The 16,083-nt window shown below is 70.4% G+C and carries 17 protein-coding genes; 4 read left to right on the top strand and 13 right to left on the bottom strand.

Annotated elements, in window-relative coordinates:
- Positions 1–520 precede the first annotated feature (520 nt).
- The 3 genes from ACFKCF_RS59160 (at position 521) to ACFKCF_RS59150 (ending at position 2,000) form a co-directional block, all read left to right on the top strand.
- A complete protein-coding gene (locus ACFKCF_RS59160) occupies positions 521–790 on the top strand; it encodes a hypothetical protein (protein ID WP_394505999.1) in 270 nt (89 codons plus the stop codon).
- A 143-nt stretch (positions 791–933) separates the two neighbouring features.
- Positions 934–1,137, top strand: a complete 204-nt coding sequence (locus ACFKCF_RS59155) for a hypothetical protein (protein ID WP_394505997.1) — start codon at positions 934–936, stop codon at positions 1,135–1,137.
- A gap of 206 nt (positions 1,138–1,343) precedes the next feature.
- Entirely contained in the window at positions 1,344–2,000 is a 657-nt protein-coding gene (locus ACFKCF_RS59150) for an MBL fold metallo-hydrolase (RefSeq protein WP_394505995.1), read from the top strand.
- Positions 2,001–2,453: 453 nt separating this feature from the next.
- Here ACFKCF_RS59150 and ACFKCF_RS59145 read toward each other — a convergent pair whose 3' ends face one another.
- The 13 genes from ACFKCF_RS59145 to ACFKCF_RS59085 form a co-directional block, all read right to left on the bottom strand.
- Positions 2,454–2,729: a hypothetical protein gene (locus ACFKCF_RS59145; RefSeq protein WP_364855063.1), complete on the bottom strand. Its 276-nt coding sequence runs from the start codon at positions 2,727–2,729 to the stop codon at positions 2,454–2,456.
- Between the two features lie 37 nt (positions 2,730–2,766).
- Complete coding sequence (pssA, locus tag ACFKCF_RS59140; RefSeq protein ID WP_350739917.1) at positions 2,767–3,591, bottom strand: CDP-diacylglycerol--serine O-phosphatidyltransferase; 825 nt, start codon at positions 3,589–3,591, stop codon at positions 2,767–2,769.
- Entirely contained in the window at positions 3,578–4,219 is a 642-nt protein-coding gene (locus tag ACFKCF_RS59135; protein WP_394505993.1) for a phosphatidylserine decarboxylase, read from the bottom strand. Before ACFKCF_RS59135 ends, pssA begins: the two co-directional genes overlap by 14 nt.
- A gap of 108 nt (positions 4,220–4,327) precedes the next feature.
- On the bottom strand, positions 4,328–5,311 hold the full coding sequence (locus ACFKCF_RS59130; protein ID WP_394505992.1) for a TerC family protein: 984 nt from the start codon (positions 5,309–5,311) through the stop codon (positions 4,328–4,330).
- Positions 5,312–5,488: 177 nt separating this feature from the next.
- The gene (locus tag ACFKCF_RS59125) at positions 5,489–6,568 is read right to left on the bottom strand and encodes a glycosyltransferase family 4 protein (RefSeq protein WP_394505990.1); all 1,080 of its coding nucleotides are present in this window, start codon (positions 6,566–6,568) and stop codon (positions 5,489–5,491) included.
- 51 nt (positions 6,569–6,619) lie between these two features.
- Complete coding sequence (gene murJ, locus ACFKCF_RS59120; protein WP_394505988.1) at positions 6,620–8,233, bottom strand: murein biosynthesis integral membrane protein MurJ; 1,614 nt, start codon at positions 8,231–8,233, stop codon at positions 6,620–6,622.
- 73 nt (positions 8,234–8,306) lie between these two features.
- Positions 8,307–9,170 (bottom strand): hypothetical protein, encoded by an 864-nt coding sequence (locus ACFKCF_RS59115; protein WP_394505986.1) that lies wholly within the window; start codon positions 9,168–9,170, stop codon positions 8,307–8,309.
- 1 nt (position 9,171) lies between these two features.
- Complete coding sequence (locus ACFKCF_RS59110; RefSeq protein ID WP_394505985.1) at positions 9,172–10,149, bottom strand: copper transporter; 978 nt, start codon at positions 10,147–10,149, stop codon at positions 9,172–9,174.
- On the bottom strand, positions 10,146–11,342 hold the full coding sequence (steA, locus tag ACFKCF_RS59105; protein WP_394505983.1) for a putative cytokinetic ring protein SteA: 1,197 nt from the start codon (positions 11,340–11,342) through the stop codon (positions 10,146–10,148). Before steA ends, ACFKCF_RS59110 begins: the two co-directional genes overlap by 4 nt.
- A gap of 73 nt (positions 11,343–11,415) precedes the next feature.
- Positions 11,416–13,125, bottom strand: coding sequence for a DNA repair protein RecN (gene recN, locus ACFKCF_RS59100; protein WP_394505982.1), 1,710 nt, complete (start codon positions 13,123–13,125; stop codon positions 11,416–11,418).
- Between the two features lie 105 nt (positions 13,126–13,230).
- Positions 13,231–14,130, bottom strand: coding sequence for an NAD kinase (locus tag ACFKCF_RS59095; protein ID WP_394505980.1), 900 nt, complete (start codon positions 14,128–14,130; stop codon positions 13,231–13,233).
- Positions 14,127–14,939, bottom strand: a complete 813-nt coding sequence (locus tag ACFKCF_RS59090; protein ID WP_394505978.1) for a TlyA family RNA methyltransferase — start codon at positions 14,937–14,939, stop codon at positions 14,127–14,129. Before ACFKCF_RS59090 ends, ACFKCF_RS59095 begins: the two co-directional genes overlap by 4 nt.
- Positions 14,936–15,097, bottom strand: coding sequence for a hypothetical protein (locus tag ACFKCF_RS59085; protein ID WP_394505976.1), 162 nt, complete (start codon positions 15,095–15,097; stop codon positions 14,936–14,938). Before ACFKCF_RS59085 ends, ACFKCF_RS59090 begins: the two co-directional genes overlap by 4 nt.
- A 128-nt stretch (positions 15,098–15,225) precedes the next feature.
- Here ACFKCF_RS59085 and ACFKCF_RS59080 point away from each other — a divergent pair, with 128 nt between their 5' ends.
- On the top strand, positions 15,226–15,573 hold the full coding sequence (locus tag ACFKCF_RS59080) for an SCP2 sterol-binding domain-containing protein (protein WP_394505974.1): 348 nt from the start codon (positions 15,226–15,228) through the stop codon (positions 15,571–15,573).
- Positions 15,574–16,083: the final 510 nt, after the last annotated feature.

Here is a 16,083-nt window from a genome sequence, read left to right as displayed (position 1 = left end):
AGGTCCACGGGGGATGGTAGACGGGGGCTCCGACAATTTCGGCGGGCCGTTGCCCGGCCCCCGAAAATCCGTCCTTCACAGGTTACGGCCATCTCCCACCCCGGCAGGAGCCCTTCCACATTCAACCAGCCGACCTGCGGCTTTATGCCGGCCTCCACCCCACGCCCCCAAATAACGAAATATCCGGACATGACCGCCCTACTCGCACCCCAGGCCGATCGGCCCCGGCCACCACCCTGCTACCGGCTACCGGCTACCGGCTACCGGCTGCTGACTGGTGACTGCCGACTGCCGACTGGTGACTGCCGACTGCGGGCTGCGGGCTGCGACCGCATCCCTCTCCGAGACTGCCCGCACCTCGCCCTCCCACCCGCCGGCTGGGCCAGGGGGCGCGTGCTCGCCCACGACGCGCAGAACGCCGACTCCCACCTCAACCTCCTGACCTGGGCAAAAGACCGGCGCCAAAGTCCCACAGTACGCCTCCTACGAGGCCAGGACCGCCGCGATCGAGGCTGCGTCCATGGCCGCACTCGCACGAGCCTTCGCTGGTCACGCAACCCACCGCTCTCCGTCCCAGGCTCGCCGCCCCGCCGCCACCCATCCCACTGCCCCGCACCTGGCCGACTTGGCGGACGAGGCCACCCGCCAGGCCGCCGCCGTCCGCAACCTGGCGCAAGACCGCTGGTCGGCCTGGGCGAAGGACATGCACCCGCCCGAGCACCCCGCCTGCTGCCTCCTGGTACGCCGCCCGCACAAGATCGACCTCCACCACTCGCCAGAAACCTCCTGATACGCCGCCCGCGCATGATCGACCTGCACTACTCACCGGGAACTTCCTGGTAAAGGGCCTGCGCAAGAGCGACCTCCACCACTCGCCTCGTACCTCCCTCGTACCTCCTGGTACGCCGCCTGTGCGAGATCGGCCCCCGCCACGTGGACCCGACCGCCGGGTACGGCCCCGCGGACCGGCCCCAGCCGTTCGTCCTGTGCGAACCCCACGACCGCCGCGCCTGCCGCCCGCACGCCCGCAGCACGGCGAGCGAGATCGTGCTCAAGAACCCGTCGGGCGAGATCGCCGCCACGTGGGCCGCCCTCGACCCCGTCCCCACGGTCATGGCGCGCCGTGCGACTTGCTGATCTGGGCGCGCCAGGCGACATGCCGACCTGGCCGCGCCGGTGGACATGCCGGCCTGGCTGACCGGCCGGTCGAGGGGTGAGCGCGTTACGCTGGTGCCAGTGGGGCAGTCGTTCACGCCCGAAGACGCGGGCCTTCCGGAGCCGCCGCCGTGGCTGACGACGCCGGCCCCCGCTGATCTGCCCACGACACCCCCAAAGGACTACCCATGACCTACACAGGTGACGTCCAGGTCGGCGGTCCCGCCGACGTGCGCGAGCTGCCCGCGCTCACGATCTACAAGCTCGCCGTCGGCCCGTTCGACAACAACGCGTACCTGCTGCGTTGCGCCGAGACCGGCGACGGGCTGTTGATCGACGCGGCGTCCGACGCCGACCGGCTGCTCGCCCTGATCTCCGACGGGTCGGTCGGTTCGATCGTCACGACCCACCAGCACGGCGACCACTGGCAGGCGCTGGAGCAGGTGACCAAGGTCACCGGCGCCGAGGTGATCGCCCACCCGCTCGACGCGCCCGCCCTGCCCGTGCCGGTGGACCGCACGGTCGAGCACGGCGACACCATCACGGTCGGCGCCGTCACCCTGGAGGTCATCCACCTGCGCGGCCACACGCCGGGCTCGATCGCCCTGCTGTACGACGGCGGCGAGGCGGGCCACCACCTGTTCACGGGCGACTCGCTGTTCCCCGGCGGCGTCGGCAACACGCAGAAGGACCCGCAGCGCTTCACCCAGCTCTACACCGACGTGGCGGAGCGCATCTTCGACCGCCTCCCCGACGAGACCTGGGTCTACCCTGGCCACGGCAAGGACACCACCCTCGGCACCGAACGCCCCTCCCTCCCCGAGTGGAAGGCCCGCGGCTGGTGACAAAACCCGGCTGCGCATGAACCGCACTTGAAGGGACTTGCGCAGCCTGCCGCTTGAGGACCACCGCCTGCGAGCGAGGAACGCCGCCTGCGCGCCTCCGAGGGCGCCGTTCCCGTAATACCGCCATGGCCAGGCTGACCACGGAACTGGCCCAGAATGCGCGTCGTCACGGCGAGCAACCCGTGAGCCTTCACGACCGGCCATGACAGACGGCCACTGACGTCGGCGCGTGCGGCCCACCGTGCGCAGCCGTAAAGGATGAATGCCTTGACGGGCGCGCGGCCCACCGTGCGCAGCCGTAAAGGATGAATGCCTTGACGGGCGCGCGGCCCACCGTGCGCAGCCGTAAAGAACGAATGGCTTGACGGGCGCGCGGCCCACCGTGCGCAGCCGTAAAGGATGGGCCTTGAAACCGGCGCAGCCGTAAAAGACCCTGAAGAACAGCCAGGTCGGCTACGGGCGCGTGGCCAGGACGTGGAGGATGCGGTCGGCGGCGAGGGCGGGGTCGTCGGCCAGGCCGACGAGCTCGCCCCACGACCACCGATAGAACCATCCCTCGGACATCGGCACGCAGTCCACGGTCTCCGCCAGCAGCGCCGTGTCGGGATCGCTGATCCGCAACGCGGGCGGGTAGGGCCGGAGCGTGGCCGTCAGCCCGCGCTGCTCCAGCTCCGTGGCCAGCTTGCCGAGATAGTACGTGCGCGTGTGCTCGCGCGGCGTAGCCGACATGGCTCCATCAAAGCCGAAGTAAGACGAAAAATCCCAGTCAGTTGTTAATACGTTCGGCTTCGCGGCGCTGCTCCCGCTTGTAGACCAGCACCCGCAGAGGGATCGCCGCCACGAGCGCGATCTGCATGCTCGCGCCGATCTTGATCGGCATGTCGCCGCCCTCGGGCCAGGCCACCCAGAAGGTCAGGAACGCCACGTTCACCATGATCCAGCCCAGGACGCCCGCCAGGAGCTGCCCCTTCGGCTTGGGGTACTCGATCCGGCTGACCATCAGCCACGCCACCGCGAGCACGGCCAGCAGGGACCAGACGCTCGGCTGGAACAGCAGCACGATGGAGATCACGGTCATGGCCCCCATGGGGATGGGCAGGCCCATGAAGTCGCCGCTCTTGGTCTTGACGCAGGCGAACCTGGCCAGGCGTACGACGCCGGCCACCAGCACGGCCGCCGCCGCACCGACCACCATCGGGAACGGCACCTCTTTGGTGAACCCGCCCCAGATCACGACCATGAACGCGGGCGCGAACCCGAAGCTGATGACGTCGGCCAGGTTGTCGAGCTCGGCGCCCATCGCGGAGGCGCGGAAACGCCGCGCCACGAGGCCGTCGAACAGGTCGCACGTCGCGCCGATGAGCAGCAGCACGATGGCGGTGGCGAAAGAGCTGGGAACGGGCGTGAAATGACCGCCGGCGACCGTCAGCTGCTGGATCGCGGAGTACGCCAGGACGCACACCGCGAGGAACCCGCAGACCGCGTTGCCCAGCGAGAGGGAGTCCGCGGCGGACAGGCGGAACGCCTTGCCGACGGGGCCACGAGGTTCTTCCTCATCCGCCTGCCAACTGCCGGCGTCAGCCGCAGTCAATTCTGGTCACCCCCGCAACCGTCTTCTCACCCACGGACACCGCGGGAGAGATCCCTTCGGGAAGGTAGATGTCGACGCGCGAACCGAACCTGATGAGCCCGATGCGCTCGGCCTGCGCGACCTTCGCGCCGCCGCTCACGTACGGCACGATCCTGCGCGCCACCGCGCCCGCGATCTGCACCATCTCGATGTCGCCCAGCGTGGTCTCGAAATGCCACACCACGCGTTCGTTCTGGTCGCTGTCCTTGTTGAACGCCGGCAGGAACCCACCTGCCACATGCTGCACGGACGTGACATTTCCCGCAAGAGGGGCCCGATTGACGTGTACGTTCAGCGGGCTCATGAAGATCGCGACCCTGGTGCGGCCGTCCGGCCACGGATCGATGCTCTGCACCACGCCGTCGGCGGGCGACAGGATGCGGCCCTCGCCAGGAGTGCGGTCCGGGTCGCGGAAGAACCAGAGCATGCCGCCGGTGAGCGCGCTCAGCGGCACTGCCGCGAGCGCCCAGCGCCGGTCTCGGCGCGTCAGCAGCGCGGTGGCGGCCGCCGCGGCCACCGTCGGGAGGAGCCACGGGGAGACCCCGCGTGCGAGCCTGACGCGGCTCGACTTGGCAGAATCGTCTGACACGTACAACCTTTGGTGGTGACTGGATCGGGCGCTTTGCCGTGATGTTACAGAACTAGCAACTATTACACGGCACAACTACACAAGCAAAGCGCCTCGAAGCCCTTTTCGCTAGACCTGCTCCGGGTGCGGTTCTTCGCCCTTGCGCGCGTCGATGCGGGCTTTGATCAGGCTGGCCACGGTGGTGATGACCATGGTGGCGCCGATGACCGAGAGCGACACCCAGATGGGAATTTCGGGCGCCCAGGAGACATGGCTGGCGTGCAACGCCTCCAATATCAGCTTAACCCCGATGAACCCCAGGATGAACGCCAAACCATAGCTGATGTAGACCAGTCGCTGCAGCAGCCCGCCCAGCAGGAAGTAGAGCTGACGCAATCCCATCAGGGCGAACGCGTTGGCCGTGAAGACGATGAACGGGTCCTTGGTGAGCCCGAAGATCGCCGGAATCGAGTCGAGCGCGAAGAGCAGGTCGGTGCTCCCGATCGCGACCATCACGATGAGCATCGGGGTCACCATGCGCCGGCCGTCGATCTTGACGGTCACCTTGGAGCCGACGTATCCGTCGGTGGTGGGGAAGGCCCTGCGCACCCACCGCAGCACGACGTTCTCGTTGAACTCCTCTTCCTCGCCCTTGAGGTGCTGGCGGATGAGGTTGATCGCGGTGTAGACGAGGAAGGCGCCGAACACGTAGAAGAGCCAGCTGAAGCGCTCCAGGGCAGCGGCCCCGAGCGCGATGAAGACGCCGCGCATCACCAGCGCGAGCAGGATGCCCACGAGCAGCACCTTGTGCTGGTATTCCCGTGGCACGGCGAACCTGCTCATGATGATGAAGAAGATGAAGAGGTTGTCGACGCTCAAGCTGTATTCGGTGATGTAGCCGGCGAAGAACTCACCTGCCTTGTCTCCTCCGACCGTGGTCCACAGGAGCACCCCGAACACAACGGCGAGGGCCACATAGAACGTCACCCAGTATCCGGCCTGCCGCATGGAGAACTCTCGGGCTTCTCCACGGTCGACTATCCACAAGTCAATGGCGAGGACGACAAGGAGACCGCCGATCACGGCGATCCAGGCCCACACGGGTACAGTCACAACAAGACCCTCCGGCATGCACGACTCATTGCCGGAGGTCTCTCCCGCCCGCTGAAAACCGCGGACCGGCAGCCCCGGGGGCCCCGTGGAGCGGGGCTGCACCGTGATGACGAGGCTGTCGCGAAGGGATACTCCCCTCCCTAACCCAGGCAGTATATGAGAACCGCTCGACGCGACCTAATCTTCCTTTGGATCTTGACCACCGTAAACGGCCAGCACGCTCTCGACGGCGTCGTCCTCCCCGGGCATCTCCCGCCCCCGCCGCCGGGCCGCCGCGGCCAGCGTTTCCGCAGCTCCAGGCACTGCGAGCGCTTGTACGGCGCTGCACAACGCCTCAACGTCCCCGGGCGGAACCAAGATCCCGGCATCTCCCAAAATTTCTGGAATCCCACCCACTTTTGAGGCGATTGCCGGCGTCCCCGACATGAGTGCCTCGCGCAGGGTCAGCGGCTGGCCCTCCCACCGGCTCGGCATCACCAGCGCGACGGCGGCCCCCAGCAGGTCGGGCACGTCGTCCCGATTGCCCAGCAACACCACGGGCAGGCTCTCGGCCTGGATCCTGCTCTGCAGCTCCCCCCGGAGTGGCCCTTCCCCCGCGACCACGAACAACGGCCGCTCGGACGGCCACGGCCCGGAGGCGGCGTCGAGCAGCGTCTCGAGCCCCTTCTGCTGGGCCAGCCGGGCGATCGTGAGCAGCACCGGCCGGTCGCCCGCGCCCAGCTCGTCCCTGACCTGCCGCGGTGTGCGGACCGCCGGCCGGAGCCCGGGCGCGGGCACCACGGCGGCCCGCACGTCGCGGGCCCCGAGGCGCGCCATGCCCGCGCCGAGGTCCGGCGAGACGACGAGCACGTGATCGGCCCGCCGGGCCACGATGCGCTCCAGGACCCCGTAGACGAGCCCGACGAACCCTCCGGCGGTCAACGCGTTGTGCAGGGTCACCACCAGTCGCGGCCCGCCCCGCCTTCCGAGGGCGGTCAGCGCTCCGGCCCGCAGCCCGTGGGCGTGCGCGACGTCGGCGTCCCGGGTCAACCGTCTGATGGCGAGCGCGGTGCGCAGGTCATCGGCGGGATGCGGCCGGTCCGAGACGGCCACCGCCGCGAACCGCGCCCCCGCGTCGGCGTACGAGAACTGCTCCTCGACGCTGCGCGGCCCGATGACGGCCACCTGGTGCCCGCGCCGCACCAGCCCTTCGACCAGCATCCGGACATGCCGCCCGGTGCCGCCGGACGTGGTGCCCAGCACGAAAGCCACCCGCACAACCCGCTCCTTCCTCGCCGCTCCCGGCCGCCGGGCCATGGAGCGGCACGCTCAGCCCGGCCCGCCCCGGCGCAGCAGCCCGGCCACGGCGTCGGTATCGGCCCGATCGACCAGGGCCACGACCACGGCCCCCACCACCAGCGCGACGACGGCGGCCAGGATGGTGGCCCACACGTTGGGCCAGATGCCGCTCGCGCCGATCAGCCCCACTACGCCGGCCGCTGCCAGGTAACCCAGGAGACCGCCCCCGGCCGCCGCGGCCGCCGCCCGGGGCAGGCCCGCCACCGCCGCGCTCCCCCGGGCGCGGACCACGGAGCCGAGCAGCAGCGCCCCGCCCACGCTCATGCCCACGCTCATACCGAGCGCCAGGCCACCGATCTTCCAGCCCGCGGGCAGCGCCAGCGCGAAGACCGCCTGCGCGACCGCCGCCACCACCCACGCCGTCACGGTCCCGACGGCGACCGCCCGGCCGCGACCGGCCGCGAACAGCACCCGGCTCAGATGAGCGATCAGCCCGTATCCGACCAGGCCCGGCGCGAACAGCGCGATGGCGTTGGCCAGCTCCGACGGGGACACGACGGTCTTGAACCCGAGGAACACCACCGCGCCCGGCCCCGAGGCGGCGGCCAGCACCCCGGCGGCCAGCCCGGACACCAGCACCACGGCCCGCGTGGTGCGCGCCGCCAGCTCGGCGAACGCCTGCGGCTCGCCGGCCTGCGCGGACAGCCGGGGGAACGCGCTGGTGGTGATGGGCACGGCCAGCACCGCGTACGGCACCAGGTAGATCGCCCACGCGTAGTTGTAGACGGCGATGGCGCCGGTGCCGATCGCGTTGTTGGACAGCACCAGGACCACGATCGTGGCGGCCTGCTGGGCGAGGAGCGCGGCGATCCCGGCGAAGGCGAGCCGGCGCACCTGCCCGGCCACCCCGTCGGGGAACCGCAGCGTGGGCCGCCACCTCAACCCCAGCCGGGCCGTGGGCCCGATCACGGCCAGCACCAGGGACAGCACCCCCAGGCTGGTCCCCAGCGACAGCGCCAGCTCGGCCGGGCCCGGCAGCGTCGCGGGATCGCTGTCGCCGCCGCTGAGCGGCACGAACAGCAGGTAGGCCACGATGACCACGATGCTGGACACGAGGGGCGCCACCGCGGGCCCGGCGAAGCGCTTGTGCGCCTGCAGCACGCCGTAGAGCACGACGGCGACGCCGTAAAGGGGGATCTGGGGCGCGAAGACGACCAGCATCCGGCCGGCGACCGCCGTCACCGCGCTAGTTACCGTTTCGCACCCTTCGATCGCGGAGCCGAAGAACACCCCGATGACCGGCCCGGCGAACAGCGCGGTGAGCACGGCCAGCGGCACGAGCACCACGACCACCCACGTCAGCAGCGCCGAGCTGATCCGCCCCACCCGCTCGTCATCCACGGCCCGGCCATCCGCGCCCGCCAGCACCGGGACGACCATCCCGGCCAGGGCCCCGCCGACGACCACCTCGAACACGATGTTGGGGATCTGGTTGGCGGTCATGTAAGCGGTCGAGAGGCAGTTGGTCCCCACTGTCTGGGCGAAGGCGTACTGCTTGGCGAACCCGGCGACCCGGGCCAGCACCGTGATGGCCCCGATGAGCATGGCGCCGCCCGCGACCCCTCGCGCCGTCACCACTGCCACCCTGCCTCCCCAGCTCCGCGCCCGATCGCGCCGACGCAGAACATCCTGGCAGGTCGTACCGACAAACGAGCGGTCACACAGGGTCGACCGGACGGCGGCCGAGCATGTCGAGGCGGTTGAGCACGCGGTTGCCGGCGATGACCTTGGTGAAGCTGACCTTCTCCGCGGCGGCGGTCAGCGCCACCACGGTGCCCAGCAGGACGTAGCGGCCCGGACGGCCCAGCTTGGTGACGGCGGCAAGCCCGAGCAGGGCGCCCAGCGAGTTGGCCCCGGCGTCGCCGAGCATGGCGCGCTCCCCGAGGTCCTCCGGCAGCAGCGCCGCGGCGGCCCCCAGCGGCACGGCGGCCAGCGCCGCGGCGGCGGGCGAGTCGCGGAAGAGGGCGGCGGCCAGCAGCGGCCCGCCGGTCAGCAGGCCCACCTTGACGGCCCGGCCGGGGCGCAGGTCGAAGAGGTTGGCGAGGTTGGCGGCGCCGGCGATGGCGGCGCCGTTGACCAGGGTGTCGACCGGTCCCTGCGAGACAAGGGCGGCGGCGCCGAGCCCGGTGGCGCCGATGCCGAGGATCTTGACGGCACCGCTGGTGACCTCGCCCCGGGCGAGCGCGGTCAGATGGCCCTTGAAGCCCTTGGACGACGTGGTGCCGTACAGGTCGTCGTAGGCGCCGAGCGCGCCGCTGCCCGCGCCCGCGACGAGCGCGGCCAGGCGCAACCGCCCCGGCAGGCCGGGCGTGAGCGCGGCGGCCGTGCTCGCCCCCGCCACGAACGCGGGGCCTTCGAGCAGCGTGATGGGCTCGCCGCGGTGGTTCTTGCGCGTCCAGCGCCCGCTCAGGTCGGCCGGCTTGTTGCGGGTGAACGCGGCGTACGCGAGGCGGGCGGCCGCGGCGCCGATCGCGGCACCGGCGAGCGCGTAGAGGAGACCACGGGCCTGGGTGGCAGGCATGTCAGCTCCCTGACTGGGTGGTGGGGGACGGAGTGGCGGTCGTCACCGTGGGCAGCATCGCCGAGGCGCCCTTGCCGATGCCGTACTGGCCGGCGCGCCCGTTCAGCTGCTCCCGGAGAGAGTAGACGATCGCGACCCGGCCCGCGGGCATGTCGGCGGTATCGACCGAGCTGACCCGCTTGGAGACCTCGCCGTCGTCACGCAGGGCGGCGATCGGGTCGCCGGGTGCGGCGGGGGTGGCGACGGTCCCGGCCAGCACCGTGCCCTTGCCCGCCAGGTCGAGCCCCCCGGCCACGGAGACGAGCGCGCCCGCCTGGACCTCGGCGCTCTCGCCTTCGTACGGCTTCTCCGGCGCGAGCATGACGACGAGCGTGGCCCGCTTGATCGGGTCACCGTCGGTGGTGAGCAGCCCGCCCGTCTCGAATGAGCCGACGACGTCGGTGGTGGCCGGGTTGGGCGTGTTCGCCTGCGCCTGGTCGGGCGTGACGAAGGCGGCCGACAGCAGCATGGCGGCCCGGTCCCAGGAGGTGGCCGTGGCCGGGAAGATCATGTTGGCCGGCTTGAGCTGGTTGACCAGGCCGTCCAGCACGCCGACACCCTTGGGGTCGAAGAACTTCTCCGTCAGCGAGGCCCGTCCGGAGATGTCCGCGCCCGCCTGCGTGAGCGCCTGCTGAGCGGCCTCGCGAACGGTGGTGCTGGAGCCGGGCGTCTCGACGAGGAGCACCCGCTGGCCCGTCAGGTCACCCGCCACCAGGTCCGGCGTCAGAGCGGTGATGAGCGCGTCATTGCCGGACTCGCGGCCCTGGAGCGCGTCGAGCTGCGTCCGCAGCTCCTCCTTCGACTTGGTGAGCTGGGCGGCCACCTCCTGCGCCGACTTGACCGCGGGCTCCTGCAGCAGCGTGGTGCCCAGCACGATCCCCACTGCGAGCGCCAGGAAGATCGCGACGATGGAGACGAGGTGATAGCGAAAATCGATCACGAGAAGAGTCCGACCAGCCAGAAGATGAAGGCGTTCCAGGCATCTTGCAGACCGTTCAGCCAGGTCTGGCCGATCGGTGAGAGGAAGAGGGCGACGCTCATCGTTATCAGCGCCGTGATCACGAGCAGCAACAACTGCGGGGTGGAGATGCGGCTGCGGTAGAGCCTGCTCACGCCCTTGGCGTCGATGAGCTTGCTGCCGATGATGAGCCGGGTGAGGAAGGTGCTGGCCATGCCCGGGCGGCCCTTGTCGAGGAACTCCTCCAGCGTGCCGTGGGTGCCCACGGCCACGATCAGCTCGGCGCCCTTGTCGTCGGCCAGGAGCATCGCGATGTCCTCGCTGGTGCCGGTGGCGGGGAAGATCACCGCCTCGCGGCCGAGCTGGTGGACACGCTCCAGGCCCGGCGCCCTGCCGTCGCGGTAGGCGTGTACGACGAGCTCGGCGCCGCAGGTCAGGGCCTTGGTGGAGACGGAGTCGAAGTCGCCCACGATCACGTCGGGCAGGTAGCCGGCCTCCAGGAGCGCGTCAGCCCCGCCGTCGACGCCGACGAGGACCGGACGGTATTCGCGGATGTAAGGGCGGAGGGTGGCGATGTCTTCCTTGTAGTGATATCCGCGCACCACGATGAGGACATGTCTGCCCTCCATGGGAGTGCGGATCTCAGGCACGCCGACTCCGTCGATGAGAAGCTTGCCCTCACCGCGAACATACTCCATGGTGTTGACGGCGAAAGCCTCGATCTGCACGGCGAGCCCGGCGCGGGCCTCGGCCATGGCCGACTCGACGGCCTCCACGGTCTGCTCACTGCCCTTGCCGACGACGTCGTCGTCGAGGTAGACCACGCCGTCGCTGACGCGTACGACGTCGCCGTCCTTGATGCGCTCGAACAGCTCCTGATTGGCGTTGTCCACGAACGGCACGCCCGCCTCGAGCAAAATCTGGGGCCCCAGGTTGGGGTAGCGGCCACTGATGCCGCAGGCGACGTTCACCACCGCCGCGGCACCGCATGCGACGAGCGCCTCCGCGCTGACCCGGTCAACGTCAACGTGGTCGATAATCGCAATTTCCCCGGGCTGGAGGCGCTTTGTCAGCCTCTTGGTCCGCCGGTCGATTCTCGCCACTGCCGTTACACCGGGAAGGTCTCCAACCTTCCGGCCGCGGAGGCCCGGCATCTTGCTTCCCGGAACCTTCATCAAGACCATCCTGCCAGAGCGAAACAGCGCAGAGGCCACGCATTACGCGGCGTGTCCGCTATGTCACCCAGGATCACCTGTCTGCCGCGGCAAGTTCCAGGAGTTCTTCCGCGTGGGCCCTGCCCAATTCGGAGTCCTCCAAGCCCGCCAGCATGCGGGAAAGCTCGCGTACCCTGCCCTCGTGGTCGAGCGTGACCACGCCGCTGCGCACGACGCTGCCGTCGCTCGCCTTCTCGACCACCAGATGCTGGTCGGCGAACGCGGCGACCTGCGGCAGGTGGGTCACCACGATCACCTGCGCGGTGCGCGCCAGCCTGGCCAGCCGGCGCCCGATCTCGACCGCGGCCTTGCCGCCGACGCCCGCGTCCACCTCGTCGAACACGAACGTCGGCACCGGGTCCGCCCCCGCGAACACCACTTCGATCGCGAGCATGACCCGGCTCAGCTCGCCGCCGGAGGCGCCCTTGTTGAGCGGCAGGGGCGGCGCGGCGGGGTGGGCGGCCATCCGGAGCTCCACCTCGTCGCGGCCCTCGGGACCGAACTCCTCGCTCTGGGTGAGGTGCACCACGACCCTGGCGTGGGGCATGGCCAGCGCCGTCAGTTCCTCGGTCACGGCCTGGCCGAAGCGCTCGGCGGCGGCCTGGCGCACCCTGGTGAGCTCGGCGGCCAGGTCGGTGAGCCGCTCGGTCAGGTCCTCGTGCTCGCGGGCCAGCTCCTCGATGCGCTCGTCGTCGCCCTCCAGCTCGGCCAGCCGGGTGGCGGCCTGCTGCGCCCAGGACAGGACACCCGCGCTGTCCTCCGCGTATTTCCGGATCAGCCCGGACAGCACGGAGCGGCGCTCCTGCACCGCCGCCAGCCGCGCCGGGTCGGCCTCGATCGACTCCGCGTAGGCCGCGAGGTCGGTGGCCACGTCGGAGATCAGGTAGCCGGCCTCGGCCAGCCGGTCGGCCACGGAGGCGAGCTGGGGGTCGAAGTCGCGTACGGCCTCCACGGCCGTCCGCGCCTCGCCGAGCAGCGAGATCACGTCGTGGGGGCCTCCCGCCGCCTCCATCGGGTCGCCGAGCAGCGCGGTGTGCGCGGTGGTGGCGGCGCTGCGCAGCGCGTCGGCGTGCGAGAGCCGCTCCTCCTCGCCGCGAAGCTCGGTGTCCTCGCCCGGCTTGGGGTCGACCTTCTCGATCTCCTCCAGGCCGAACCGCAGCCGGTCGGCCTCCTGCGCCCGCTCCCTGGCCCTGGTGGTCAGCTCCTCGAGCAGCGCGCCGACCTGTTTGTGCCGTTTGTACGCCTGCGAGTATGCCCGCAGCGGCTTGACCAGCTTGTTGCCGGCGTAGCGGTCGAGCGCCGCGCGCTGCCTGGCCGGCTGGAGCAGCCGCTGCTGGTCCATCTGCCCGTGCACGGCCACCAGGTCGTCGGCGAGATAGGTCAGCGTGCCGACGGGCACCGTGCGCCCGCCGAGCCAGGCCCTGGACCTGCCCTCGGCCGAGACGGTGCGCGAGATGATCAGCTCGCCGTCCTCGACCTCGCCGCCGATGTCCTCGACCTGCTGGGAGACGCGCCCGTCCGGCTGGATGACCAACGTGCCCTCGACGCTCGCCCGATCGGCCCCCGGCCGGATGCGCGAGGGGTCGGCCCGGCCGCCGAACAGCAGCCCGAGCCCGGTCACGACCATCGTCTTGCCCGCGCCGGTCTCGCCGGTGACCACGTTGAAGCCCGGCGAAAGCTCGAGAACGGCCTCATCGATGACGCCGAGCCCCTGGATGCGGACCTCCTCGACCCTTGGTCGCACTGCCCACTCCCGTTCACTGCCGTGTCTGATGGTCACCCGCGTCGTCTCCGAACACGTGTGCCAACGTGTGCCCAGGCGATCCTACGCGGTCCCGCCTCCATTGACTCAGGGTCGCACCCTTCCGCGCCAGCCCTGAACAGGAAGCTCGAACTTGGCGACCAATCTGTCCGTGAACGGCGCGCCGCTGCTCTCCACGCCGTGCAGCCGCGCCAGGCGTACGGGCTCGGCGCCTCTGCGCACCTCGACCCGCGAGCCCGACGGCAACTCGAAGCGACGCCGCCCGTCGCACCACAGGACGCCGCCCGGTGTCTCGGGGAGAATCTCGACGGCCAGCGTGGAGCGCGGCGAGACCACCAACGGCCTGGCGAACAGCGCGTGCGCGCTGATGGGCACCATGAGCAGCGCCTCCACCTCCGGCCATACGACGGGTCCGCCCGCTGAGAAAGCATAGGCCGTCGAGCCCGTCGGGGTGGCGCAGATCACGCCGTCGCACCCCCATCGCGACAGGGGGCGGCCGTCGATCTCGGCGACCACCTCGAGCATGCGCTCCTGCTTCTCCACGGTGACCTCGTTGAGCGCCCACGTGTCGGCGATCACCCGGCCGTTCTGCCTGGCGAGAACGTCGATCGTCATGCGCTCCTCGACGTCGTAGCGGCCCGCCACGACGCTGTCGACCGCCTCGGCCAGGTCGGCGACCTCCGCCTCGGCCAGGAACCCGACATGCCCGAGGTTGACCCCCAGCAGCGGCGTGCCCGCCGGCTTGGTCAGCTCGGCCGCGCGCAGCAGCGTGCCGTCACCACCGAGCACGATCATGACCTCGGCGTCCTTGACCGCGCCCGGGTCTCCGGGCACCGACTCCACGCCGCCGCAGCCGACCTCGGTGTACTCGGACTCGAGCACCCTGACGTTGATACCGGCGTCCACCAGCCGGTTGATGACCAGGCGAGCGCTCTCGACTGCGGCTTCACGCCCGGTGTGTACGGCGACCAGCACGGTCCGTTTCATTGCGGCCCTTCCGCGACGGCACGTTGGATCTCGGCTTGGAGGTCGGCGACAGCGGGCTCGCCCTCCCCTTTGCCCAGCCAGAGCAGATATTCGACATTTCCCGATGGTCCCGGCAGCGGGCTGGCGGTCACGCCGCGCACGGCCAGCCCCAGCTCCCGGGCCTTGGCGGCGGCATCACTCACCGAACGCCTGCGCAACTCGGGATCGCGCACGACGCCTCCCGCCCCGACGAGGTCCTTGCCCACCTCGAACTGTGGTTTGACCAGCATCACGAAATCGGCCCGCGGCGCGGCGACCGAGGCCAGCGCGGGCAGCACCAGCCGCAGCGAGATGAACGACAGATCGCCCACGACCAGCGTGGGCGGCTCGCCGACCATCTCGGGGGTCAGGTCGCGTACGTTGACGCGCTCCATCACCGTCACCCGCTCGTCGGTGCGCAGCGACCAGGCCAGCTGGCCGTAGCCCACGTCCACGGCGAGCACGTGGGCGGCGCCGCGGCGCAGCAGCACGTCCGTGAACCCGCCGGTGGAGGCGCCCGCGTCGAGGCAGCGCCGCCCCTCCACCCCCAGGTTCTCGAACGCCTCGAGCGCGCCGAGCAGTTTGTGCGCTCCTCGCGAAACGTAGTCGGGCCCGTCCTCCGACTCGGCGACCACGATGGCGGAGGCGGTCTCGACCTGGGTGGCGGGCTTGCGCGCCGGCTGGCCCCCGACGCTCACCCGGCCGGCCTCGATGAGCTGGGCGGCCTGCTCGCGCGACCTGGCCAGGCCCCGGCGTACCAGCTCGCTGTCGAGGCGGATCCGCCGGCTCACTGCTCTTCCACGGCGGTGGCCAGCGTGGACTCGAGCCCGGAGAACGCCTCGTCGAAGACCTGCACGTGCTCACTCACCGGCAGCTCGCCAAGCCGGCCCAGACCGGCCACGATGGCATCGACCCGCTCGTCGCCGGTCTCCTCCGACAGCTCACTCATGACTCGACCGTAACGCCTCCCGCGAGCGCCCGGGACCTTGGCAGGCGTGTCACGCGTTGAAGCTCATACGGGGGTGCTACTGATGTGGAACGCTACCGTCCGCAAAGGGAAATGAAAGGATACGCACCATGGCAAGCGTCGAGGAGTGCCGGGCGGCACTGGTGAAGCTCGTCGCCCAGTTCGACGAGATCGACGAGCAGGATCGTGCCAAACACGTGGTCGAGCGGACGGTCAGCTGCCGGGTTCCCGACCTCGACGTGATCTTCTACGGCCGGCTGCACCACGGAGGGCTCGACCCGTTCACCGAACATCCACCATCAGACGGCAAGCCGGCGGACGTGAAGCTGACGATCGCGAGCGACGACCTGATCGCCCTGGTGGACGGGGAACTGGACCTCGCTCGCGCGCTGCTCGGAGGACGCGTGAAGATCGACGCCAGCTTCGGCGACCTCCTACGCCTCCGCAGACTCCTCTGACAACTCCACCCCATCCAACAACCCACCACCCCACCCCTCAGACCCCCGCAGGACCCCCATCCCTCCACCAGCCGCCCCCCCGGGGCGGCTCACCACCCTCACCCGCGCGCCCAGCCGCCCTCCCTCCGAGAACCAAGCAGACCGAGTGGCGGCCACCCATCGCGACCGGCACAAGCACCACGACGGGGACGCCCTCCCCATTGCCGGCCCCATCCCTGACACCAACCTCACACCAAACTCACCGCGCTCACCCATCCCCGGTGACACCATCCAGCTGAGGCAACCGAGCGCCATCGCCTGTCCAGAGGCAGCAGCTGACACCGCCAACCGGCCCTGCACCAAGCCCGTCGCCCACCCCAACCCGGCGACCCCCGTAGCCAAGGCACCCTAGCTTGATCTTTAACCTTGGTGGCTGGTGAGACCGCGCCAGATTTCTCAGCAAGACAGCCCTTGGGTGATCATTCTTCTTGTCGAGGGAAGAAGATCCATAACCAAGGGCTGTCGTGATGA

Source organism: Nonomuraea sp. JJY05, assembly GCF_043496855.1.
In the GTDB taxonomy this organism is placed as follows: domain Bacteria; phylum Actinomycetota; class Actinomycetes; order Streptosporangiales; family Streptosporangiaceae; genus Nonomuraea.
The sequence above is the reverse complement of the archived record's forward strand: the minus strand, read 5'-3'. Positions and strand labels throughout refer to the sequence as shown.

Excerpts from the sequence above, each read along its gene's own strand:
- steA (WP_394505983.1), bottom strand. The coding sequence starts at position 11,342 with ATGAAGGTTCCGGGAAGCAAGATGCCGGGCCTCCGCGGCCGGAAGGTT.
- ACFKCF_RS59095 (WP_394505980.1), bottom strand. The coding sequence starts at position 14,130 with ATGAAACGGACCGTGCTGGTCGCCGTACACACCGGGCGTGAAGCCGCA.
- ACFKCF_RS59080 (WP_394505974.1), top strand. The coding sequence starts at position 15,226 with ATGGCAAGCGTCGAGGAGTGCCGGGCGGCACTGGTGAAGCTCGTCGCC.
- ACFKCF_RS59115 (WP_394505986.1), bottom strand. The coding sequence starts at position 9,170 with ATGCCTGCCACCCAGGCCCGTGGTCTCCTCTACGCGCTCGCCGGTGCC.
- ACFKCF_RS59145 (WP_364855063.1), bottom strand. The coding sequence starts at position 2,729 with ATGTCGGCTACGCCGCGCGAGCACACGCGCACGTACTATCTCGGCAAG.
- ACFKCF_RS59085 (WP_394505976.1), bottom strand. The coding sequence starts at position 15,097 with ATGAGTGAGCTGTCGGAGGAGACCGGCGACGAGCGGGTCGATGCCATC.
- ACFKCF_RS59160 (WP_394505999.1), top strand. The coding sequence starts at position 521 with ATGGCCGCACTCGCACGAGCCTTCGCTGGTCACGCAACCCACCGCTCT.
- ACFKCF_RS59150 (WP_394505995.1), top strand. The coding sequence starts at position 1,344 with ATGACCTACACAGGTGACGTCCAGGTCGGCGGTCCCGCCGACGTGCGC.